Genomic DNA, 19,352 nt, shown 5'->3' with positions numbered 1-19,352 from the left:
GAACATTCTCCGTTAACAGGCACAAACCATACACTGCGATTTGTCAGTGGAATTCTCTCAAAATACAGATTTTGCGCGGCAAATGGATACCTACTTTATTTCCCATCAACCGCAGACATAAAGAAATCTTTATATCTGCGTTGCGGCCGCCAACTTAGCCTGTTATAGGCACACCATTCTCCACACCTTGAAAAACGCCGCAAAAAGGATCGTGCATGCCCGTCGCCAAGGAATACGTCGTTAAAGACATCGGTCTCGCCGACTTCGGCCGCAAGGAGCTCTCGCTCGCCGAAACCGAAATGCCCGGCCTGATGGCGACCCGCGAGGAATACGGCCCAAAGCAGCCGCTTAAAGGAGCCCGCATCGCCGGCTCGCTACACATGACGATTCAGACCGGCGTGCTGATCGAGACGTTGGTCGCGCTCGGCGCCGACGTGCGCTGGGTGTCGTGCAACATCTATTCGACTCAGGATCACGCCGCCGCCGCGATCGCCGCAGCCGGCGTGCCGGTGTTCGCCGTCAAGGGCGAAAGCCTCGAGGAATACTGGGACTACACCGCCCGCATGTTCGACTGGCACGGCGGCGGCTTCCCGAACATGATCCTCGATGACGGCGGCGACGCCACCATGTACGTCCATCTCGGCCTGCGCGCCGAAAATGGCGACACCGCCTTCCTCGACAAGCCGGGCTCCGACGAAGAAGTGATCTTCTTCAAGCTGCTCAAGAAGCAGCTCAAGGAAAAGCCGAAGGGCTACTTCGCCGAGATGGCCAAGAGCATCAAGGGTGTCTCGGAAGAGACCACCACCGGTGTGCATCGTCTTTACGAGATGCAGAAGGCCGGCACGCTGCTGTGGCCCGCCATCAACGTCAACGACTCGGTGACCAAGTCGAAATTCGACAACCTCTATGGCTGCCGTGAATCGCTGGTCGACGGCATCCGCCGCGGCACCGACGTGATGATGTCGGGCAAGGTGGCGATGGTCGCCGGCTTCGGCGACGTCGGCAAGGGTTCGGCCGCTTCGCTGCGCCAGGCCGGCTGCCGCGTCATGGTCTCGGAAATCGACCCGATCTGCGCGCTGCAGGCGGCGATGGAAGGCTATCAGGTCGTGACCATGGAAGACGCCGCCCCGATCGCTGACATTTTCGTCACCGCAACCGGCAACAAGGACATTATCACGCTCGACCACATGCGGGCGATGAAGGACCGTGCCATCGTCTGTAACATCGGCCACTTCGATAACGAGATTCAGGTCGGCGCGCTCAAGAACCTGAAGTGGAACAACATCAAGCCGCAGGTCGACGAAATCACCTTCCCCGACGGCCACCGCATCATCATGCTGTCGGAAGGCCGCCTGGTGAACCTCGGCAACGCCATGGGTCACCCGAGCTTCGTGATGTCGGCTTCGTTCACCAACCAGACTTTGGCGCAGATCGAACTCTACGCCAACAACAAGGACGGCAAGTACAAGAAGGAAGTTTACGTGCTGCCAAAGTCGCTCGACGAGAAGGTGGCGCGCCTGCATCTCGCCAAGATCGGCGTCAAGCTCACGGAGCTGAAGAAGGATCAGGCGGATTATATCGGCGTCAAACCGGAAGGCCCGTACAAGGCCGAGCACTATCGCTACTGATGATGGCCTAACCCGGACACGGTGCAGCGCGCTTTGCGATGCACCGTAGATCCGGAACCACTAAATAGTCCGAGCTTCGCTACAGTCCCGGGTCAGCAGCGCATCATTTCATGATGCACTGTTCCCGGGACAAGTTTTTAGCCTTCCTACTTGCCAACCGCCGTCGGCCCCAGCAGATCCACCCAGCGCCGCATGTCGACGGTCATCCAGATCATCCAGCCAAGCACGATGAAGGCAAGGAACGGCTTGACCACGCGATCGACCTCGAGCGCGCCGTGGAAGGCGATGACGAGCACCGCCACGATGAGCAACCAGGCGCGCTGGTCGTGTGCGTTGCGCTTCAGTAGCATCAGCGCGAGGCCGGCGAGCGTCGGTGTCAGCACCAGGAACGACAGGAACTCGTTGCGCGGTCCGAACAGGTTGATGTAGCAGGCGGCGTAAAGCGTCACCGCCACGGCGAAGACGACGATGTTGCCATAACGCGCGATGCGCCACACCAGCGCCAGGAAGCCGAGCGCAGCGGCAAGCCGGATCACAGTCTGCACGCCATGCGGCAGCACGATGCCGAATGTATCTAGCATGGTGGCGAAGTCGGCTTGATAGAGCCACTGCCCCGGCTCCACCGTGGTGAGCTGCTGCAGCTTGACGATCCAGAGGCGATATTGCTCGGCCACATAGGCCGGATGGCCGAAGGCGAACGGCAATGCCAGTGCCGCGGCCAGCGCCAGTATCAGCCACAGCCGCATTTTCGGCTGGGTCGCGCCGCACAGCAGCAGCATCACCAGCGACAAAGGCTTGATGACGACGCTGAAGAACAGCCACAGCGAGGCCATAATCCACTGACGTTTGGCGATCGCGACCGCCGCCAGCATCATGAAAGCGGTCATGCCGACCTGCGCCTGCACATATTTCAGGTTAAACCAGGCGTTCGGAATATTGAGTGTGAGCAGGATGCCGGCGAGATTGATGACGTCGCCGCGGCTCTGCTCCGGCAGCAGCAACCGCATCATCGCCACCGCCGCCCAGGTCAGCAGCGCGGCCGAAACAGCGGCCGCAATCGCCGCAGCGACCACAGGCGAGAACATCGGCAAGGGGCCGAGCACCAATAGCGACACCGGCCAGTACAGATACTCGCCGAGCGTCGACATATCGTAGACCGGCCCGCCGCTCCAGAAGCTGTGCGCCGCGTTCAGATAAGCCTGGAAGGTCGAGCCGAAGCGGCGCGGATGCGTGCGCAGCAGCGTCGCGATCAGGAAGGCGATCCAGAGGCCCCAACCGATCCACGGATAGCGCAAGAAGGTCGCAGCAATGCGATCCTCGATGCGCAACAGATTCTCATAGCTAAAAAAGCTCGCGGTCCTGCTCTTGCTGTCCAAGGCCCTGCCCTCTCTTCAGCGCAAGCGCATATCACGACCGCGGCGGTACCACCATGATCGTATAACGTCGCGGCTCGGCGCCAGGCCGGCCCGGCGTCTGTACGATGGTGGTCTGGTTGGTCTGGAACGGCGCACCGCCGATCTCGGCCTTGGCGCGGGCCAGACAAGCTTCGTCCCCGGAGAAGCACAGTTGCACCATGCCGGCATGCCGCAACGCCATCGGATCTGGCGGCAGAATGAAGCCCGGAACGAGCGCGCGCGGGCGATCGGCAGCATAAGCCGTTACCGGCAGCACGATGTCGCCATCGCCACCGACATAGCGCAGCGGAAACGGCACCATCTGGTGCCACAGCCGCTCGACCTCGCGGGCCAGCAGCGGTGCCTGCACCGCGGCGGTCGGCGGACCTTTAGGCAGGCTCTGCGCTGCGATGAACGGTGCGGCCAGCAGGAGAAGGAGCGGCAGCCCAGCCGCAAATGCGGCAACGCGTTCGCTATCGACCGAACGCCAGGTGACGTCTTTCGACGACAGCAGCAGGATCGGCAGCAAGGTCCAGGCCGACATCGACCACAGCGACGTGATTTCCATCCGCGCCAGCAACGCACCCACAACCGGCAGCAGAAGCGGTCCCCAGAACGCCAGCGCCACCAGCCGACGGTCATCGTCCTGCGGCCAGGCCATGTCGCGCAAAGTTGTGACCTTCACACGCGCCACCACGAACACAATGATCGCCGGCAGCGCGACATAGCCGAACGAGCCGGCGAGATAGCCGATCGCGGCGATGATCGTCGCAGAGAACGATTTCGCTTCATGCACGGCAGAGGCGTATTTGAACGTGATGAAGTCGTGCTCGACGAGCCAGATGAAGTGTGGCGCGATCAGCGCCGCGCCGACCATCACGGTGACCCACGGCGCCGCCGAGCGGAAATAAACGCTACGCCGCCGGCTGGCGAGCGCGGCGATGATCAGGCCGGCGATGAGGAAGATCGACCAGTATTTGCCCAGCATGGCGGCGGCGGCAAAAATGCCGGCAAAGGCCGCAGCGCGCGGGCTGCGCGTCGTGTAGGAACGCAGGAAGAAAAATGTGGTGAGTGCCCACAGCGGCATCAGCACCGTGTTCACATTGAACTTCAGCGCGTGAAAGGAAAAGAACGGGATCAGCGTCATGATCGCGACGCCGGCGACGCGCTTCTCCAACGGCAGATATTCGGCCGAGATGAGCCAGATGACCCACAGCGTAATAGCCGGCATCAACATCGCCAGCAGATAATAGGACCAGTTGGCGACCGGGAAGACCTCGAACCAGCCGCGCACCAGCCAGGCCGCCAGTGGTGGATGCTTGACAGTGCCGAAGTCGAAATCGCGTGACCACGCGATAATCTCAGTCATGTCGGGGTGGAAGCCGGCCGGCCCTTTGGTGATGACGCCATAGGCAGTCCACACCGCGGCATAGGCGATCAGTGCAAAGAACACCGTCACATTGGCATTGGCCGGATCGGCGACCGAAGCGCGCAGGTTCTTGAAGAGATGGATCAGTCGGAGCATAGGCCTGCCTATGCCACGCCCCGCAGCGGGCGTCACGCCCCGCAGCGCCCACAGCCTTCACATCTGCTTATAGAAAAACGACGTCGCGGTCGGGATGCCGAGAGTTGACAGGGCGTGGGCGGGGACGATGCCGTACTCTACCCACCCACGGCACCGATATAACCTATCGCCGGACGAACCGGTCGTCGTGTCGAGCATCAGCAGGGTGCGACCCTTGGCCCGCGCCAGCGCCTCGACCGCCTCGAGCAACCTGCAGCCCAGCCCCTGCCGCCGCAACGACGACAGCACCAGCATCTTGCCGACATCGGCGCGGTGCGGCTGGTTCGGCTGCGGCGCCAGGGTCAGCACCACGGTGCCGACCAGTTTCTCGCCGTCATCGGCAACGAGGAGATGGCGGCTGCCGTCGGCCAGGCCGGCCAGCTGCCCGCGCCAGAATGCTTCCGCTTCAGCTTGCGTGAGGCCGGCGAGAAAATTCACCGAGGCGCCGCCGTCGACCGCGTCGCGCAGGATGGCTCCGAGTTCGGCGATGCGCCGCTCCGCTTCCGCCGCACCGATTTCACGAATGACGATCGCGCTCATGTCCTCACCCTGCCCTCGCCTTTCAATAACGCGGCCCACCAGGCGCGACGACGACCAGGTAATGCGCGGCCTTTGTCCCCGGATTGTGAAATGAAACAGGCTGGCCAAGGGGCGTGTACAGGCCGTCGCCTGCCTCGAGGCGGTGCGTCGTGTCACCGGCCGTGATGTCCATGCGGCCCGAGAGCAGCACGATCTGCTGATCCATCGCAGGGTTGCGCGATGATTCCATCGTCACCGAAGCACCAGGCGGAAACTCGACATCGACAATGTCGGCGGCTGAACCGCAATTCGGCGGCGTGACCACGCGCCGCACATAGCCGCTGCCGGGATCGCGCCACACCGACTGATCGGCGCGGCGTGACAGTGGCGAAGCCGCGCGCTCGGTCTCCGCAAAGAGCGCCGACAAAGTGACGTCGAGCCCGGCGCAGACACGGCCGAGCAGTTGCGCGGTGGGGTTCGACTCGCCGCGCTCGATGCGCGACAGCATGGCGCGGCTGACTCCCGCCTTGTCCGCCAGCGCCTCCAAAGTCAGGCCGCGCGCCGAGCGCAACGCCCGCACCTGGGCGCCGATGGCACGGTCCAGTTCACCAGTCCGGTCGTCGACCTGTTCCATGATCAGATCCTATAATTCTATTATATTGGAATCAAGCCTTGCGCGAACCGGCTGTTAACGCCGCTCCACCACACTGCCGACCGGCAAAGGCTTAAGGCTCCGATGGCTCAGGACACTCTGGAAAACACGGCGGCTCAGCACGCCCGCATGCCGCAAGTCGATGCGCCGGCGCTGGTGCCCGCGATTGAAGCCGCGCCTGAACTCACGGTCATTCTGCCGACCTTCAACGAGCACCGGAATGTGCCGGTGGTGGTCGAACGCCTGTCGCGGGCGCTCGCCGGCATCGACTGGGAAGTCATCATCGTCGACGACAATTCGCCGGACGGCACCAGCGCCGTGGCCCGCGCCATCGGCGCGCAGGACCGCCGCGTGCGCTGCATCCGCCGGGTCGGCCGCCGCGGCCTCGCCGGAGCCTGTATCGAGGGCATGCTGGCCTCGCAGGCGAAATTCGTCGCGGTGATGGATGCCGACGGCCAGCATGACGAGACCGTACTGGCGCGGATGGTCGCGACCTTGCGCGACGGCAACACCGACCTGGTCGTCGCCTCGCGCTACATCGACGGCACCACGGATACCGGCTTTTCTGCCGGCCGTGCCAAGGCGAGCCAGTGGTCCACGGCGCTGGCGCGCAAGCTGCTCAAGGTCGAACTGACCGATCCGATGAGCGGCTTTTTCATGCTCCGCCGCGACGTGATCGACGACATGGCACCGAAGCTGTCGACGCAGGGCTTCAAGATCCTGCTCGACATCGCCGCCACCGGCCGCGATGTCCTGCGCGTGACAGAACTGCCTTACGTGTTCGGCGCGCGGCTCGCCGGCGAGAGCAAGCTCGATGCCCGCGTCGCCCTCGATTTCGGGCAACTGCTGCTGGCCAAGCTCAGCAACGACACGATCTCCTACCGTTTCGTGCTGTTCTGCCTGGTCGGAGCGACCGGCATCGGCGCACACATGGCAATGCTCACCGCGCTCCACGCGCTCGGCGTGCCCGGCTTCGGTCTGCAGCAGACCATCGCCACCGTGGTCGCCATCGCCTGGAACTACGTCTTCAACAACGCCTTCACCTACCGCGACCAGCGGCTGACCGGCTGGGCCTTTTTCCGGGGCCTGGTCGAGTTTGAACTGATCTGCTCGGTCGGCGCGATTTCCAATATCGGCATCGCCAGCCTGCTCTATTCCGGAGGGCCGAGCTGGTGGATCGCAGGCCTGGGTGGCGCGGTGATGGGTGCGGTGTGGAATTACGCCGTCTCCGCCGCGGTGGTCTGGAAGGCGCAGTAATCGACGTCATTCTGGGACGGTCCGAAGGACCGGACGCGGAATTCAGCGCCCGCCTCTGGATTCCGGGTTCTGCCCTTCGGGCAGCCCCGGAATGACAGGGTTTAGAGGCCGGATTGCCTTGATGGCCCCGGATTCGGGTGTTATCTCGCGGCCATGACGGCCGTGCCCATTCAAAACATCCGCAATTTCTCCATCGTCGCCCATATCGACCATGGCAAATCGACCCTCGCCGATCGGCTGATCCAGCTCACGGGCGGCCTCGACGCGCGCGAAATGGCCGGCAAGGAGCAGGTTCTCGATAATATGGATATCGAGAAGGAGCGCGGCATTACCATCAAGGCGCAGACCGTGCGCCTGAACTACAAGGCCCGTGACGGCAAAGATTACATCCTCAACCTGATCGACACCCCCGGCCATGTCGACTTTGCCTATGAGGTGAACCGCTCGCTGGCCGCCTGCGAAGGCTCGCTGCTGGTGGTCGATGCCTCACAGGGCGTCGAGGCGCAGACGCTCGCCAACGTTTATCACGCGCTCGATGCCGGCCACGAAATCGTGCCGGTGCTGAACAAGGTCGATCTGCCCGCCGCCGAACCGGAAAAGATCAAGAAACAGATCGAGGACGTCATCGGTCTCGACGCCTCGAACGCGGTGATGATCTCGGCCAAGACCGGCCTCGGCGTCCCCGATGTGCTTGAGGCCATTGTCACCCGCCTGCCGCCACCGAAGGGCGACCGCGATGCGCCGCTGAAAGCGCTGCTGGTCGACAGCTGGTACGACCCCTATCTCGGCGTGGTCGTTCTCGTGCGCATTGTCGATGGCGTGTTGAAGAAGGGCCAGCGCATCCGCATGATCGGCATCGATGCGTCTTATGAAGTCGACCGCACCGGCGTGTTCAAGCCGAAACTGACCATCGTCGATGAGCTCGGCCCCGGCGAGATCGGCATGTTGACCGCCTCGATCAAGGAAGTGGCCGATACGCGCGTCGGCGACACCATCACCGACGAGCGCAATCCGGTCGACGAGCCCCTGCCCGGCTTCAAGCCGTCGATCCCGGTGGTGTTCTGCGGTCTGTTCCCGGTCGATGCGGCGCAGTTCGAGGACTTGCGCGCGGCGATGGGCAAGCTGCGGCTCAACGACGCCTCGTTCAGCTTTGAAATGGAAACCTCGGCCGCTCTCGGCTTCGGCTTCCGCTGCGGTTTTCTCGGCCTGCTGCATCTCGAAATCATCCAGGAGCGGCTGGAACGCGAATTCAATCTTGATCTGATCGCGACAGCGCCGTCGGTCATCTACAAGATGAACCTGCGCGACGGCACGCAGATCGAATTGCACAATCCGGTCGACATGCCGGATGTGATGAAGATTCTCACCATCGAGGAACCGTGGATCGAAGCGACGATCCTGACGCCGGACGAATATCTCGGCGCGGTGCTCAAGCTGTGTCAGGACCGCCGCGGCACGCAGAAGGAGCTGACCTATGTCGGCTCGCGCGCCATGGTGAAATACGAACTGCCGCTGAACGAAGTGGTGTTCGATTTCTACGACCGCCTGAAATCGGTGTCGAAGGGCTATGCCTCGTTCGACTACGCGCTCACCGACTATCGCGAGGCCGATCTCGTGAAGATGTCGATCCTCGTCAATGACGAGCCGGTCGACGCGCTGTCGATGCTGGTGCATCGCAGCCGCGCCGAATCGCGCGGCCGCGGCATGGTGGAGAAGCTGAAAGAACTGATCCCGCCGCACATGTTCCAGGTGCCGATCCAGGCCGCCATCGGCGGCAAGATCATCGCCCGCGAAACCGTGCGTGCCATGCGCAAGGACGTGACCGCCAAGTGCTACGGCGGCGACGCCACCCGCAAGCGCAAGCTTCTGGACAAGCAGAAGAAGGGCAAGAAGAAGATGCGCCAGTACGGCAAGGTGGACATTCCGCAAGAGGCGTTCATCGCGGCACTCAAGGTGGATACCTGACGGGAAACGTCGGACCAAGGGCCGCCTGATGTGATATGCTTCCCTCGGGATGGGGGACGCCCTGATGCCGGATCGAAAGCCCTTGCGATTTACAAGGCACGCCGAGGACGCCATCGCAGAGCGCAAGCTGCATCCTGATTGGATCGATATGACCGCGAGGAAGCCGGAATGATCGTATCCCGACCCGCATCGTGCCGGTGTGGAGCGCCGGTTTCGGGCAATCCCGGAATTTGGAGGTCGCGTCCTTCGAATCGCGTGCATTGAAACGGCTGCCGAAATCCGTATTCTGACGGTGTTTTTCGACCGGGATGCACGGAGGCCGTCATGACGCCGACGATCAAATATCGGCCTGAGGATAATGCGGCCTATATCCGCTTGTCGCAGGAAAACATCATTGAGAGCGCCGAAGTCTCTCCCGACATCGTATTTGATTACGACGCCGAAGGGCGGATCGTCGGTATCGAAGTTCTCGATGCAAGGACGCACCTTTCGCCCGCGCTTCTCACCGAGGCGGCTTAGCATCGAGCCATCGCCCGTGAAACCGTGCGCGCCATGCGCTTTGGAGTTACTTTGGACGTGACGGCCAAGCGCTAAGGCGGCGACGCCACCCGCAAGCGCAAGCTTCTGGACAAGCAGAAGAAGGGCAAGAAGAAGATGCGCCAGTACGGGAAGGTCGACATCCCGCAAGAGGCGTTCATCGCGGCGCTGAAGGTGGATACCTAACGCGAGGCGCCACCCGCCTCGCGTCACAGCCCAATCAATGCAGCGCCGGCACGAAGGCGTAGATGCGGACGCCGATGATGGCCACCAGCATCGAAGCCAGCAGAATGGCAACGCCGGCGCCCTTGACGCATTGCCATGCCAGCCTGCGCGCCGGGCTATCGGCGGCCGCGCCCCGCGGCGTCTGGCTCCAGTGAACCGAGAGGGTCATAACATTCTCCATTACTTGTACTGGATGACCGCGCCCTTGGCGGGCTGCGGCGAAGCGGCGGCGTCGAAACACGCCAGCCGGGCCTGATCGTTGGCGACGTTCAAGCAATCGGTCTTGCCGTTGCTGGTCACCGCGAGAGCGCCGAGTAGCAAAGCAAAGCCGATGATAACGAGCGTCCAGAAAACGTCCGCTCCGCGATCCGGCGCGTCGAACCGATCCTGAAGTTCCTCGTAGCGCGACATGGTCGCCTCCATCTTCCACTGACGGACAGATGGCCGCCTTCGCGTAAAGTCGCGAGAGGAATTGTCAGCCGACGAAATAAGGGCGCCATAAAGACCGCACGCGCTCGCGCCGCACCGCACGATTGACGCTGCTGCGGCCTCTCGGCCACACTCCACGAAAGTCAAAACGGTTCGGGAGGGTCAGCATGCTGGGCGTTGATGACTTGGCGCGGGCGAAGGAGAAGCTCTACACGCCCGTTCTCTCCGACGTGCTCGACAGCCTCGGCCACACATCGCAGGCCATGACGCCCAACATCCGGCCGCTCGACGACACCGTCGTGCTTATCGGCCGCGCGCGGACCGGCGCCTATATGGCGGTCTGCGATGCCGGGCCCGAGGGCGAGAACCCGTACGAACTCGAGATCAGGCTGATCGACGACATCAAGCCCGGCGAAATTCCGGTGCTCGGCTGCGCCGGCAATCTCACCATCGCGCCGTGGGGCGAATTGCTCACCACGGCGACCCGCATGCGCGGCGGCGTCGGCTGCGTCACCGACGGGCTGTGCCGCGACGTGCGCTTCATCCGCGAACTGAAATTTCCGGTGTTCTGCGGTGGCATCGGCCCGCTGGATTCGCGCGGCCGCGGCAAGATGCTTGAGATCGACCGGCCGATGGCATGCGGCGGCGTCAAGGTGCGCTCCGGCGATATCGTGTTCGGCGATGTCGACGGCGTGGTCGTCATCCCGCGCGAGATCGAGGAGAAGGTTTTCGAGGCGGCCTTCAGGAAGGTCGACGGCGAGAACCGCTCCCGCGACGAACTGCTCCAGGGCCGGCTGCTGGCGGATGTTTATGCGAAGTACGGGATTCTGTGAGGCGCAACTCTCCCGGCCTCATCCTGAGGTGCGAGCGCAGCGAGCCTCGAAGGACGAGGCGGAGAGAGATCAAATCCCCCGCATCAGGCCGCCATCGACCTTCAGATTCTGCCCGGTGATGTAGCCCGCGCCGTCGGAGACCAGGAACGCCACGGTCGCGGCGATTTCGTCGGCGGTGCCGTAGCGGCCCATCGGGACCTGTTCGCGGCGCTCGTCCTTCTCCGGCAGTGAATCGATCCAGCCCGGCAGCACATTGTTCATGCGCACATTGTCGGCGGCGTATTTGTCGGCGAATAATTTGGTGAAGGCCGCGAGCCCGGCGCGGAACACGCCCGAGGTCGGAAACAGCGGGCTCGGCTCGAACGCCCAGGCGGTCGAGATGTTGACGATCGAACCCGACTTCTGCGCCGCCATGATCGGCGCCACCAGCCGCGCCGGACGGATCGCGCTGAGCAGGTACACATCCATGCCGGTGTGCCACTGCTCGTCGGTGATTTTCAGAATCTCGTCGCGCGGCCCGTGGCCGGCGCTGTTCACCAGCGCATCGACGCGGCCCCAGGTCGCCATCGTCTCGTTGACAAGGCGCTTGAGATCGTCGTTCGATTGGTTGGTGCCGGTGACGCCGATGCCGCCGAGTTCCTTGGCGAGCGCTTCGCCTTTGCCCGATGACGACAGGATCGCGACCTTGTAGCCGTCGGCGGCCAGTTTCCTCGCGCAGGCCGCGCCCATGCCGCTGCCGCCCGCCGTCACGATCGCTACTTTCATCCTGAATCTCCCGGTGCCATGTTTGCCGCCAATGGTGTGGCAGTGAAGGACGAAAGGCAAACCATGAGCGTCAAACCCATCGCCGATTTCTCGCATTTCGATGCGCTCGATATCCGCGTCGGCCGCATCGTCAAGGTCGAGGAGGCGCAGACGAAGAAGCCGACCTGGCGTTTGACCATCGACTTCGGCGGCGATATCGGCACCAAGGTGTCGTGCGGCGCCTATCGCAATTATCCGAAGGACGCGCTGCTGGGCCGGCAGGTGCTCGCGGTCGTCAACTTTGCGCCGCGCAAGATGGGGCCCGAGGTCTCCGAGGTGCTGACGCTCGGCGTGCCGGGCGCGGACGGCGCGACGATCTATGTCACGCCGCAACAGGAGGTCGAACTCGGCGTCGCCTTGTTCTAGCGAAGCGGAACCGGTGCGCTTTGCCGCGCGTTCAGCGGTCGGACCGAACGCAGGAGAAGCACCATGCCCCGCGGCAGCAAGGCGGCCTATACCGGCAAACAGAAGCGCAAGGCCGAACACATCGAAGAGGGCTACGAAAAGCGCGGCGTCGCGCACGAGGAAGCCGAGCGGCGCGCCTGGGCCACGGTTAACAAGGAATCCGGCGGCGGCAAGAAGTCCGGCTCGGGCCGCGGCAAGAAAGAGAGCCACGCTTCATCGCGCAAAGGCGGCAAGATCGGCGGCCGCGCTTCGGCCTCACGCTCCAAGGCGGCGCGCTCACGCTCGGCCAAGAAGGCGGCGGCCACGCGCAAGCGGCGGGCAAGCTAGCTTTTAAAAATCATCCCATTGCACGGCGCGACGGGAACGATAGCGCGGCGGCTCGAGAAAGATTTCCTCGAAGCTTTCCTCGGCAGGGACGGCGCGGCGGCGCACGATCCGCTCTTCATGCATCACGCGCTTGCGCGGGCGGAACTCGACCTGCGGGCCGGTGCGGCGCGGTGATTTTTCCGGCGCCGCGTCCGGCCGCCCGCCGACGATGTCGATGCGGGTTGCGCCGGGGTTGCGCTTGACGAGATCGAACAGCACTGCGGCGTTCTTCGGATGCAGGCGGATGCAGCCGTGCGAGGCCGGGCGGCCGAGGCGCGAAATCTCATTGCTGCCGTGAATGGCGTAGCCGCCGGCAAAGAAGATCGAATAGGGCATCGGCGACCAGTCGTATTTGCGCGAGTACCACTGCCGCTCGAGGCGCTGCGGCCGATAGGTGCCGTTGGGGGTATTGTAGCCCCAGCGCGCGGTTGAGACCGGCCAGCGATATTGCGTGACGCCGTCGACTTCGACGGTCAGCTCCTGCGCCGATTTGTTCACGGTAACGACAATGCCCGCCTGCGCCGCATGAGCGGCGAGCGACAACGCGAGCACGAAAAGAGCGACGGCCAGACGACGCATACAAAACTCCCGGCCTTCTGTTTACCGTGACCGAAGCCGGCTCCGGGCGGCCTTCGCAAAATGTGGTTAGCGCACGATCCCGTATTTGCGGTCGAGGCTGCGCAGCCAGGCTTCGCGCCCGCGCAGCACCGCAGCCTCGCTCCCGACCGAGGTGAACTTCTCGGCGCGGGCCGGCCGCGCCTGTCGCGCCACCGGCCGTGCAAGCGGCATCGCGGCCGGTGCATCGTCACGCGGCGGCGCCATCGTCAGCACGGCGGGCTTCGCCAGCGGCAGCGCGTCGGGCGTTACCGTCACCTGAATAACGTCGTCGTCGGTGGCGCGGGCGAGCGCCGCTGCGGCATCGGCCGGCTGCTCGACCGCCGCCATTGGCGTCTCGGCTGGATAGTCCTGTTTCGGCAGCGGCCCGTTAACGACGACAATGCGCGCATTGGCGCGGCCGCGCTCGCGTACCATGGCGAACAATGTCGCGGCGTGCTCGCGGCTCAGCCGTACGCAGCCATGCGAGGCGCGGCGCCCGAGATTGCGCTCTTCCGTCGTGCCATGCATCGCATAGCCCCGGTAGAAGAAGATCGAATTCGGCATTGGCGCCCAGTCGTATTTGCGCGAATACCAATTCTTCTCGAGCCGCACCGGACGGAACTTGCCGACCGGCGTGTCGAAGCCGCGACGGCCGGTCGACACCGGCCAGCGGAAACGTTCCGCGCCATCGACCGCGACGGCGACGCGCTGCTGCGCCTTGCTGATGGTGATGACGATTTCCGCCTGCGCGACGGACGGCGCGAGTCCCAGGAACGCGACGGCGACAGCAACACCTACACAACGCATGGCAGCACCTTCCAAGAAATCGCGACCCGCCAAGGATCGCCGATCATGGCCGGGGTTGTAAAGCTTTCGTTAACCATAAAAGTGACTGATGTTGTTCGGATTTCCGTACTGCCCCGACATGGAACCCGGCCACCGCCGACTTAAACCATGCCGCGCAATTAACCTGACAGTCCGGACCGAAATCGCTTAAATCGACTGCTATGACCTATCGCGCTGCCATCATCGGTGCCTGCTTCACGCTGCTCGTTGCCGGCGCATTCGCCGTCGGGCAGACGCTTGATGGCGCGCCCGATGCTTCAGTCTCCGCGCCTGCCGATCAGCCGTCGGCGACACGGCCCGCCGTGATCGCGCCATGGACGGCGCCGCCTGCGACCACAACGCCGCCGGCCGCGCCGCCGATCGATGTGGTCAAGCCCGCAGCGCCAGAGCCCGCACCGGCGCCGGTGACGACAGCTCCGGCAACCGACACGCCCGCACCCGCCGTTGCGTCGCCGACGCCGCTGCCGCCGGAAAAGCCGAGCATCGCCGACAAGGCGGACAGGAAAGACGAACCGGTACCGGCCAAGCAACTCTTCTCCGCGGAGAAGCTGCCGAGCCTCGGCAAGGCCATGGCCATCGGCTATTACCCGCGCGGCTGTCTGCAAGGCGGCGTCGCATTACCAGTCAACGGCCCGACCTGGCAGGTCATGAGGCTGTCGCGCAACCGCAACTGGGGCCATCCAAGCCTCGTACAGTTTCTCGAACGCTTCGCGCCCGCCGCCGCCAAGGCAACCGGCTGGAAAGGCATTCTCGTCGGCGACATGGCGCAGCCGCGCGGCGGCCCAACCCCGTTCGGTCATATGAGCCACCAGACCGGCCTCGACGTCGATGTCTGGTTCATGCCGATGCCGGGCCACACCTTGTCGAGCGACGAGCGCGAGAAGGTGTCGGCGATCAATCTCGTTGGCACCGACTGGAAGAGTATCAATCCCAAGACCTGGACGCCGCAGCATTACGACTTCATCCGCGTCGCCGCGCAGCAGCCCGGTGTCGAGCGCGTGCTGGTCAATGCCGCGATCAAGAAGGAAATGTGCCGGATGCAGGGCGCCAAGCATCCGGACTGGATGGAAAAGGTGCGGCCCTGGTATGCGCACCATGATCACATCCATGTGCGGCTCGAATGCCCGGCGGATTCGCCCAACTGCCGCCCACAGCCCTCAGTGCCGGACAGCGATGGCTGCGGCGCCGCGCTCGATTACTGGTTCTCCGACAAGGTTCTCAAGCCCAAGCCGCGACCGCCGGGCGGCAAGCCGCCGCGGCCTATCACGCTCGCCGATCTGCCGCCGGCCTGCAAAACCGTGCTCGCCGCACCGGCCAAGTCGCCCACCGAATAAGCCTTGCCCACGGCTGAGCTTTCCTGACGCGTTACTTCACGCGAGCCGGCATCCACGTCGCTGGAGAACGCTATGGTCTTCGCGCGCGAAACATGTCATCCGGCTGGCGCAAATTCTGAAAGCCAGACCGGAAACGCCCCATGAAGCTCTGCCGTTTCAACGATAACCGCCTCGGCGTCGTCGAAGGCGATCGTGTCAAGGATGTCACCGCCGCCCTCGATGTTCTGCCGGCGGCGCGTTATCCCTTCCCCACGCACGATCTGATGATAGCCAACCTGCCAGCGGTGCGGGCCGAAGCGGACAAGCTTGCGAAAACGGCAAAGACGCTGGCGCTGAGCGAGTGCACTCTGCTTTCGCCGGTTGCCAATCCGGGCAAGATCGTCGCAGCGCCGGTGAACTACAAGAAGCACCTTGAGGAAGCGCAGACCGATCCGCAGATACACCACCAAAACCAGGTGGCGGAAATTCAACGCGTTGGCCTGTTCCTGAAGGCGACGAGTTCGATGCAGGGCGCCTCGGCCGGCATCGACATCCGCCACCCCGACCGCCGCACCGATCACGAGATCGAACTGGTCGCGATCATCGGCGCGAAGGCGAACAAGGTGAAGCGTGAAGACGCGATGAAATATGTCGCGGGCTACTGCATCGGCCTCGACATCACAGTGCGCGGGCCCGAGGAGCGCTCCTTGCGCAAATCGATCGACGGTTATTCGGCGATGGGTCCTCATATGGTGACCGCCGACGAACTGACCGATCCCAACAGCCTTGACTTCGAACTGACGGTGAACGGCGAGACGCGGCAGAAGGCCAATACCCGGGATCTCATCATCGGCATTGCCGATCTGATCGTCTTCGCCACGTCCTATTACACGCTGATGCCGGGCGATCTTCTGATGACCGGCACCCCCGAAGGCGTCGGCCCCATCGTGCCGGGCGACGTCATCAATGCGCGCATCGACAAGATCGGCGCGATGCAGGTGAAGGTGCGCTAGCCTTCACTCAACCGGCAGCACATTGGTGTACTTCACCTGCTCAAGCGCGAAGCTCGACTCGATCGAGGCAATGCCATCGAGCCGCGTCAGCTTGGTCTTGAGGAAGCGTTCGTAGCTCGGCAGGTCCGGCACAACGACGCGCAACAGATAGTCGCGCTGACCGGTCATCAGGTAGCACTCCAGCACTTCAGGCCAGCGCGAAATGGTCTTGCCGAAGCGGTCGAGCATTTCCTCCCGCTGTTTGTCGAGCTTGATGGAGATGAACACGGACACCGGCAGCCCGACCGCGCGCTGATCCAACACCGCGACGTAGCGGTTGATGACTCCGGCTTTCTCCAGCAGCCGCACGCGGCGCAGGCAGGGTGACGGCGACAGCCCCACCTGCGACGCCAGATCGTTGATGCTCATGCGGCCGTCCGACTGCAGCAGATTCAAAATCTTGCGGTCGATCGGGTCCAGTTTAGCGGCTGGCATATTCTGCCTCTTTTAGCGTAAATATTGGCAAATAGCGTCAATTTAAGACGACAGGATAGTCTATTTTGGCTGCCTCCGCCATCATGCGCGGCGCATTATATCAAGACACCAAAAGCCGCCTCGGGAACGCGCCATGACCATCACCGCAGATCGTCTGACATCCTTGAGCGCTCTTGAGCGCAAGGTGCTGTGGCTGGCGAGCTGGACCATTCACAACGCCAACCACATCCGCGACAATGCCGACGGGCTCAAGGTCGGCGGCCACCAGGCGTCCAGCGCCTCGCTCGCCACCATCATGACCGCGCTTTATTTCGACGTGCTGCGCCCGCAGGATCGCGTCGCAGTGAAGCCGCATGCCTCACCCAACTTCCACGCCATTCAGTATCTGTTCGGCAAGCAGACGCGCGACAAGCTCGAAAATTTCCGCGGCTACAAAGGCGCGCAAAGCTACCCCTCTCGCACCAAGGACACCGACGACGTCGACTTCTCGACCGGCTCGGTCGGCCTCGGCGTCGCCCAAACCTTATTCTCGTCGTTGACGCAGGATTACGTGAAGGCCCATGGCTGGGCCAAGGATCGGCCCGAAGGCCGCATGGTCGCGCTGGTCGGCGACGCCGAGCTCGACGAAGGCAATATCTTCGAGGCGCTGCTCGACGGCTGGAAGCAGGGCCTGCGCAATTGCTGGTGGGTCATCGACTACAATCGCCAGAGCCTCGACGCCGTCGTGCGCGAAGGCTTGTGGGAGCGCTATGAGCAGCTGTTCAAGAATTTCGGCTGGAACGTCGCCATCGTGAAATACGGCTCGCTGCAACAGGCGGCGTTCAAGGAGCCGGGCGGCGACAAGCTCAAGACCTGGATCGACAACTGCCCCAACCCGCTCTACTCGGCGCTGGTGTTCGCCGGGGGCGCGGCATGGCGCAAGCGTCTCAATGACGAGATCGGCGATCAGGGCGCGGTGTCGAAGCTGATCGCAAGCCGGAGCGACGATGAACTCGCCGCGCTGATGAACAATCTCGGCGGCCACGACCTCCCGGCGCTGCTGGAGGCCTTCCACGGCGCCGACCCGGAAAAGCCGACCTGCTTCATCTGCTACACGGTGAAGGGCTTCGGCCTGCCGATGGCCGGCCACAAGGACAACCACGCCGGGCTGATGACGCCGACGCAAATGGAAACCTTCCGCGCCAAGATGAAGGTGCGGCCGGGCCACGAGTGGGACAAGTTCGAAGGTCTCGACAACACCGAAGCGTTGCAGGTTTTCCTCGATAAGGTGCCGTTCACATCCGGTGGCGAGCGCCGCCTCACCGCGCCAGCCATCCCGGTGCCGGACACGCTCAACGTCGCGATCCAGCCGGTGATGGCGACGCAAACCGGCTTCGGCGCTATCCTCAACGAAATCGGCCGCGGCAACGACGAATTTGCGCAGCGGATTGTGACGACGTCGCCGGACGTCACGGTTTCGACCAATCTCGGCCCGTGGGTGAACCGGCGCGGCCTGTTCGCGCGCGAGGCAATGGCCGACACCTTCAAGAGCGAGCAGATTCCCTCGACCTTCAACTGGGAATTCTCGCCGAAGGGCCAGCACATCGAGTTGGGCATCGCCGAGTCGAACCTGTTCATCAATCTTTCAGCGCTCGGCCTGTCGCATTCCATCAACGGCGTGCGGCTGCTGCCAATCGGCACCCTATACGACCCGTTCATCGCCCGCGGACTCGATCAACTCAACTACGGCTGCTACCAGGACTCGCGCTTCATGGTGGTGGCGACGCCGTCCGGCATCACGCTGGCCGGCGAAGGCGGCGCGCATCAGTCCATCGCGCAACCGCTGATCGGCATGGCGCAGGACGGGCTTGCTTCTTTCGAACCCGCTTTCGTCGATGAGCTTGCGGCGATCATGCGCTGGTCGTTCGACTACATGCAGAAGTCGGGCGGCGAACAATCCGAGCACAACTGGCTACGCGATGAGACCGGCGGCTCGGTTTACCTGCGCCTGTCCACGCGCCCGATCGACCAGATCAAGCGCGACATGACGCCGGAGCTGAAGCAGCAGATCATCGATGGCGCCTACTGGCTGCGCGAACCGGGGCCGAACTGTCAGGTGATCGTCGCCTACACGGGCGCCATCGCCCCGGAAGCCATCGCCGCCGTCGGCCTGATGGCGGAAGACCGCCGCGACATCGGCCTGCTGGCCGTCACCTCGGCGGATCGACTCAATGCCGGCTGGACCGCCGCGCAGCGCGCGCGCGAGCGTGGTCTCGTTCATGCGCGCTCGCATATCGAACGCCTGCTCGGTGACCTGCCGCCGCATTGCGGCATCGTCAGCGTGATCGACGGCCATCCGGCGACGCTCGCCTGGCTCGGCGCCGTGCTCGGCCATCGTACACGCGCACTCGGCGTTGAGCATTTCGGCCAGACCGGCACGCTGGCCGACTTGTATAAACACTACGGCATCGACACCAATTCGATCATCGCCGCGGCCGAAGCGATCGCGCCCGGCCGGCCGATGCGGTATTTGAAGGCGCTCTAGCGCATCA

20 protein-coding genes and 1 pseudogene are annotated in these 19,352 nt (G+C 63.6%); 11 read left to right on the top strand and 10 right to left on the bottom strand.

The window, feature by feature from the left end; genetic code table 11:
• Window positions 1-215 precede the first annotated feature (215 nt).
• Window positions 216-1,628, top strand: a complete 1,413-nt coding sequence (ahcY, locus tag DXH78_RS07510; RefSeq protein WP_115516459.1) for an adenosylhomocysteinase — start codon at window positions 216-218, stop codon at window positions 1,626-1,628.
• 146 nt (window positions 1,629-1,774) lie between these two features.
• Here ahcY and DXH78_RS07505 read toward each other — a convergent pair whose 3' ends face one another.
• From DXH78_RS07505 to DXH78_RS07490, 4 genes are read right to left on the bottom strand one after another with little or no spacing between them, the layout of a single operon-like run.
• Window positions 1,775-3,004 carry a glycosyltransferase 87 family protein gene (locus tag DXH78_RS07505; RefSeq protein WP_115516458.1) on the bottom strand — a complete coding sequence of 410 codons (1,230 nt, stop codon included), beginning with the start codon at window positions 3,002-3,004 and terminating at the stop codon, window positions 1,775-1,777.
• A 31-nt stretch (window positions 3,005-3,035) separates the two neighbouring features.
• Window positions 3,036-4,547 carry a glycosyltransferase family 39 protein gene (locus DXH78_RS07500; RefSeq protein WP_115516457.1) on the bottom strand — a complete coding sequence of 504 codons (1,512 nt, stop codon included), beginning with the start codon at window positions 4,545-4,547 and terminating at the stop codon, window positions 3,036-3,038.
• Window positions 4,548-4,604: 57 nt separating this feature from the next.
• The gene (locus DXH78_RS07495; protein WP_115516456.1) at window positions 4,605-5,126 is read right to left on the bottom strand and encodes a GNAT family N-acetyltransferase; all 522 of its coding nucleotides are present in this window, start codon (window positions 5,124-5,126) and stop codon (window positions 4,605-4,607) included.
• Between the two features lie 22 nt (window positions 5,127-5,148).
• A complete protein-coding gene (locus DXH78_RS07490) occupies window positions 5,149-5,739 on the bottom strand; it encodes a helix-turn-helix domain-containing protein (protein WP_115516455.1) in 591 nt (196 codons plus the stop codon).
• A 102-nt stretch (window positions 5,740-5,841) separates the two neighbouring features.
• On the opposite strand from DXH78_RS07490, the gene DXH78_RS07485 reads away from it, so the two are divergent.
• The 4 genes and pseudogenes from DXH78_RS07485 to DXH78_RS07470 all read left to right on the top strand — a co-directional run.
• Window positions 5,842-7,014, top strand: coding sequence for a glycosyltransferase (locus DXH78_RS07485; protein ID WP_245416760.1), 1,173 nt, complete (start codon window positions 5,842-5,844; stop codon window positions 7,012-7,014).
• Between the two features lie 153 nt (window positions 7,015-7,167).
• Complete coding sequence (gene lepA, locus DXH78_RS07480) at window positions 7,168-8,979, top strand: translation elongation factor 4 (protein WP_115516453.1); 1,812 nt, start codon at window positions 7,168-7,170, stop codon at window positions 8,977-8,979.
• Window positions 8,980-9,303: 324 nt separating this feature from the next.
• Window positions 9,304-9,498, top strand: coding sequence for a DUF2283 domain-containing protein (locus tag DXH78_RS07475; RefSeq protein WP_115516452.1), 195 nt, complete (start codon window positions 9,304-9,306; stop codon window positions 9,496-9,498).
• Window positions 9,499-9,501: 3 nt separating this feature from the next.
• Window positions 9,502-9,702 (top strand): annotated as a pseudogene (locus tag DXH78_RS07470) (elongation factor 4); the annotation flags it as partial.
• Between the two features lie 34 nt (window positions 9,703-9,736).
• On the opposite strand, the gene DXH78_RS19795 reads toward DXH78_RS07470, so the two are convergent.
• Together DXH78_RS19795 and DXH78_RS07465 are read right to left on the bottom strand one after the other, a co-directional pair.
• Complete coding sequence (locus tag DXH78_RS19795) at window positions 9,737-9,910, bottom strand: hypothetical protein (RefSeq protein ID WP_168192730.1); 174 nt, start codon at window positions 9,908-9,910, stop codon at window positions 9,737-9,739.
• 11 nt (window positions 9,911-9,921) lie between these two features.
• Complete coding sequence (locus DXH78_RS07465) at window positions 9,922-10,152, bottom strand: hypothetical protein (protein ID WP_147292584.1); 231 nt, start codon at window positions 10,150-10,152, stop codon at window positions 9,922-9,924.
• Between the two features lie 185 nt (window positions 10,153-10,337).
• Between DXH78_RS07465 and DXH78_RS07460 the strand changes: the two genes are divergently transcribed.
• Window positions 10,338-11,003 (top strand): RraA family protein, encoded by a 666-nt coding sequence (locus tag DXH78_RS07460; RefSeq protein ID WP_115516450.1) that lies wholly within the window; start codon window positions 10,338-10,340, stop codon window positions 11,001-11,003.
• Window positions 11,004-11,072: 69 nt separating this feature from the next.
• Here DXH78_RS07460 and DXH78_RS07455 read toward each other — a convergent pair whose 3' ends face one another.
• Window positions 11,073-11,768 (bottom strand): SDR family oxidoreductase, encoded by a 696-nt coding sequence (locus DXH78_RS07455; protein ID WP_115516449.1) that lies wholly within the window; start codon window positions 11,766-11,768, stop codon window positions 11,073-11,075.
• Window positions 11,769-11,831: 63 nt separating this feature from the next.
• Between DXH78_RS07455 and DXH78_RS07450 the strand changes: the two genes are divergently transcribed.
• Both DXH78_RS07450 and DXH78_RS07445 read left to right on the top strand, forming a co-directional pair.
• On the top strand, window positions 11,832-12,173 hold the full coding sequence (locus DXH78_RS07450; protein WP_115517783.1) for a protein secretion chaperonin CsaA: 342 nt from the start codon (window positions 11,832-11,834) through the stop codon (window positions 12,171-12,173).
• 63 nt (window positions 12,174-12,236) lie between these two features.
• Window positions 12,237-12,539: a plasmid stabilization protein gene (locus tag DXH78_RS07445; RefSeq protein ID WP_115516448.1), complete on the top strand. Its 303-nt coding sequence runs from the start codon at window positions 12,237-12,239 to the stop codon at window positions 12,537-12,539.
• A gap of 3 nt (window positions 12,540-12,542) precedes the next feature.
• Here the strand turns inward: DXH78_RS07445 and DXH78_RS07440 are convergent, their stop codons facing one another.
• Together DXH78_RS07440 and DXH78_RS07435 are read right to left on the bottom strand one after the other, a co-directional pair.
• Window positions 12,543-13,157, bottom strand: a complete 615-nt coding sequence (locus DXH78_RS07440) for a L,D-transpeptidase (RefSeq protein ID WP_115516447.1) — start codon at window positions 13,155-13,157, stop codon at window positions 12,543-12,545.
• 66 nt (window positions 13,158-13,223) lie between these two features.
• On the bottom strand, window positions 13,224-13,982 hold the full coding sequence (locus DXH78_RS07435) for a L,D-transpeptidase (protein ID WP_115516446.1): 759 nt from the start codon (window positions 13,980-13,982) through the stop codon (window positions 13,224-13,226).
• 200 nt (window positions 13,983-14,182) lie between these two features.
• On the opposite strand from DXH78_RS07435, the gene mepA reads away from it, so the two are divergent.
• Together mepA and DXH78_RS07425 are read left to right on the top strand one after the other, a co-directional pair.
• Window positions 14,183-15,355, top strand: a complete 1,173-nt coding sequence (gene mepA, locus DXH78_RS07430; RefSeq protein ID WP_115516445.1) for a penicillin-insensitive murein endopeptidase — start codon at window positions 14,183-14,185, stop codon at window positions 15,353-15,355.
• A 140-nt stretch (window positions 15,356-15,495) separates the two neighbouring features.
• Window positions 15,496-16,347: a fumarylacetoacetate hydrolase family protein gene (locus DXH78_RS07425; RefSeq protein ID WP_115516444.1), complete on the top strand. Its 852-nt coding sequence runs from the start codon at window positions 15,496-15,498 to the stop codon at window positions 16,345-16,347.
• Window positions 16,348-16,350: 3 nt separating this feature from the next.
• On the opposite strand, the gene DXH78_RS07420 is transcribed toward DXH78_RS07425, so the two are convergent.
• Complete coding sequence (locus tag DXH78_RS07420) at window positions 16,351-16,821, bottom strand: Lrp/AsnC family transcriptional regulator (RefSeq protein ID WP_115516443.1); 471 nt, start codon at window positions 16,819-16,821, stop codon at window positions 16,351-16,353.
• Between the two features lie 133 nt (window positions 16,822-16,954).
• Between DXH78_RS07420 and DXH78_RS07415 the strand changes: the two genes are divergently transcribed.
• A complete protein-coding gene (locus tag DXH78_RS07415) occupies window positions 16,955-19,345 on the top strand; it encodes a transketolase (RefSeq protein ID WP_115516442.1) in 2,391 nt (796 codons plus the stop codon).
• Window positions 19,346-19,352 lie beyond the last annotated feature (7 nt).

Source organism: Undibacter mobilis (assembly GCF_003367195.1).
GTDB classification, from domain to species: Bacteria; Pseudomonadota; Alphaproteobacteria; order Rhizobiales; family Xanthobacteraceae; genus Pseudolabrys; species Pseudolabrys mobilis.
Note: the sequence above shows the minus strand (reverse complement) of the source record. Positions and strands in the feature narration are given on the sequence as shown.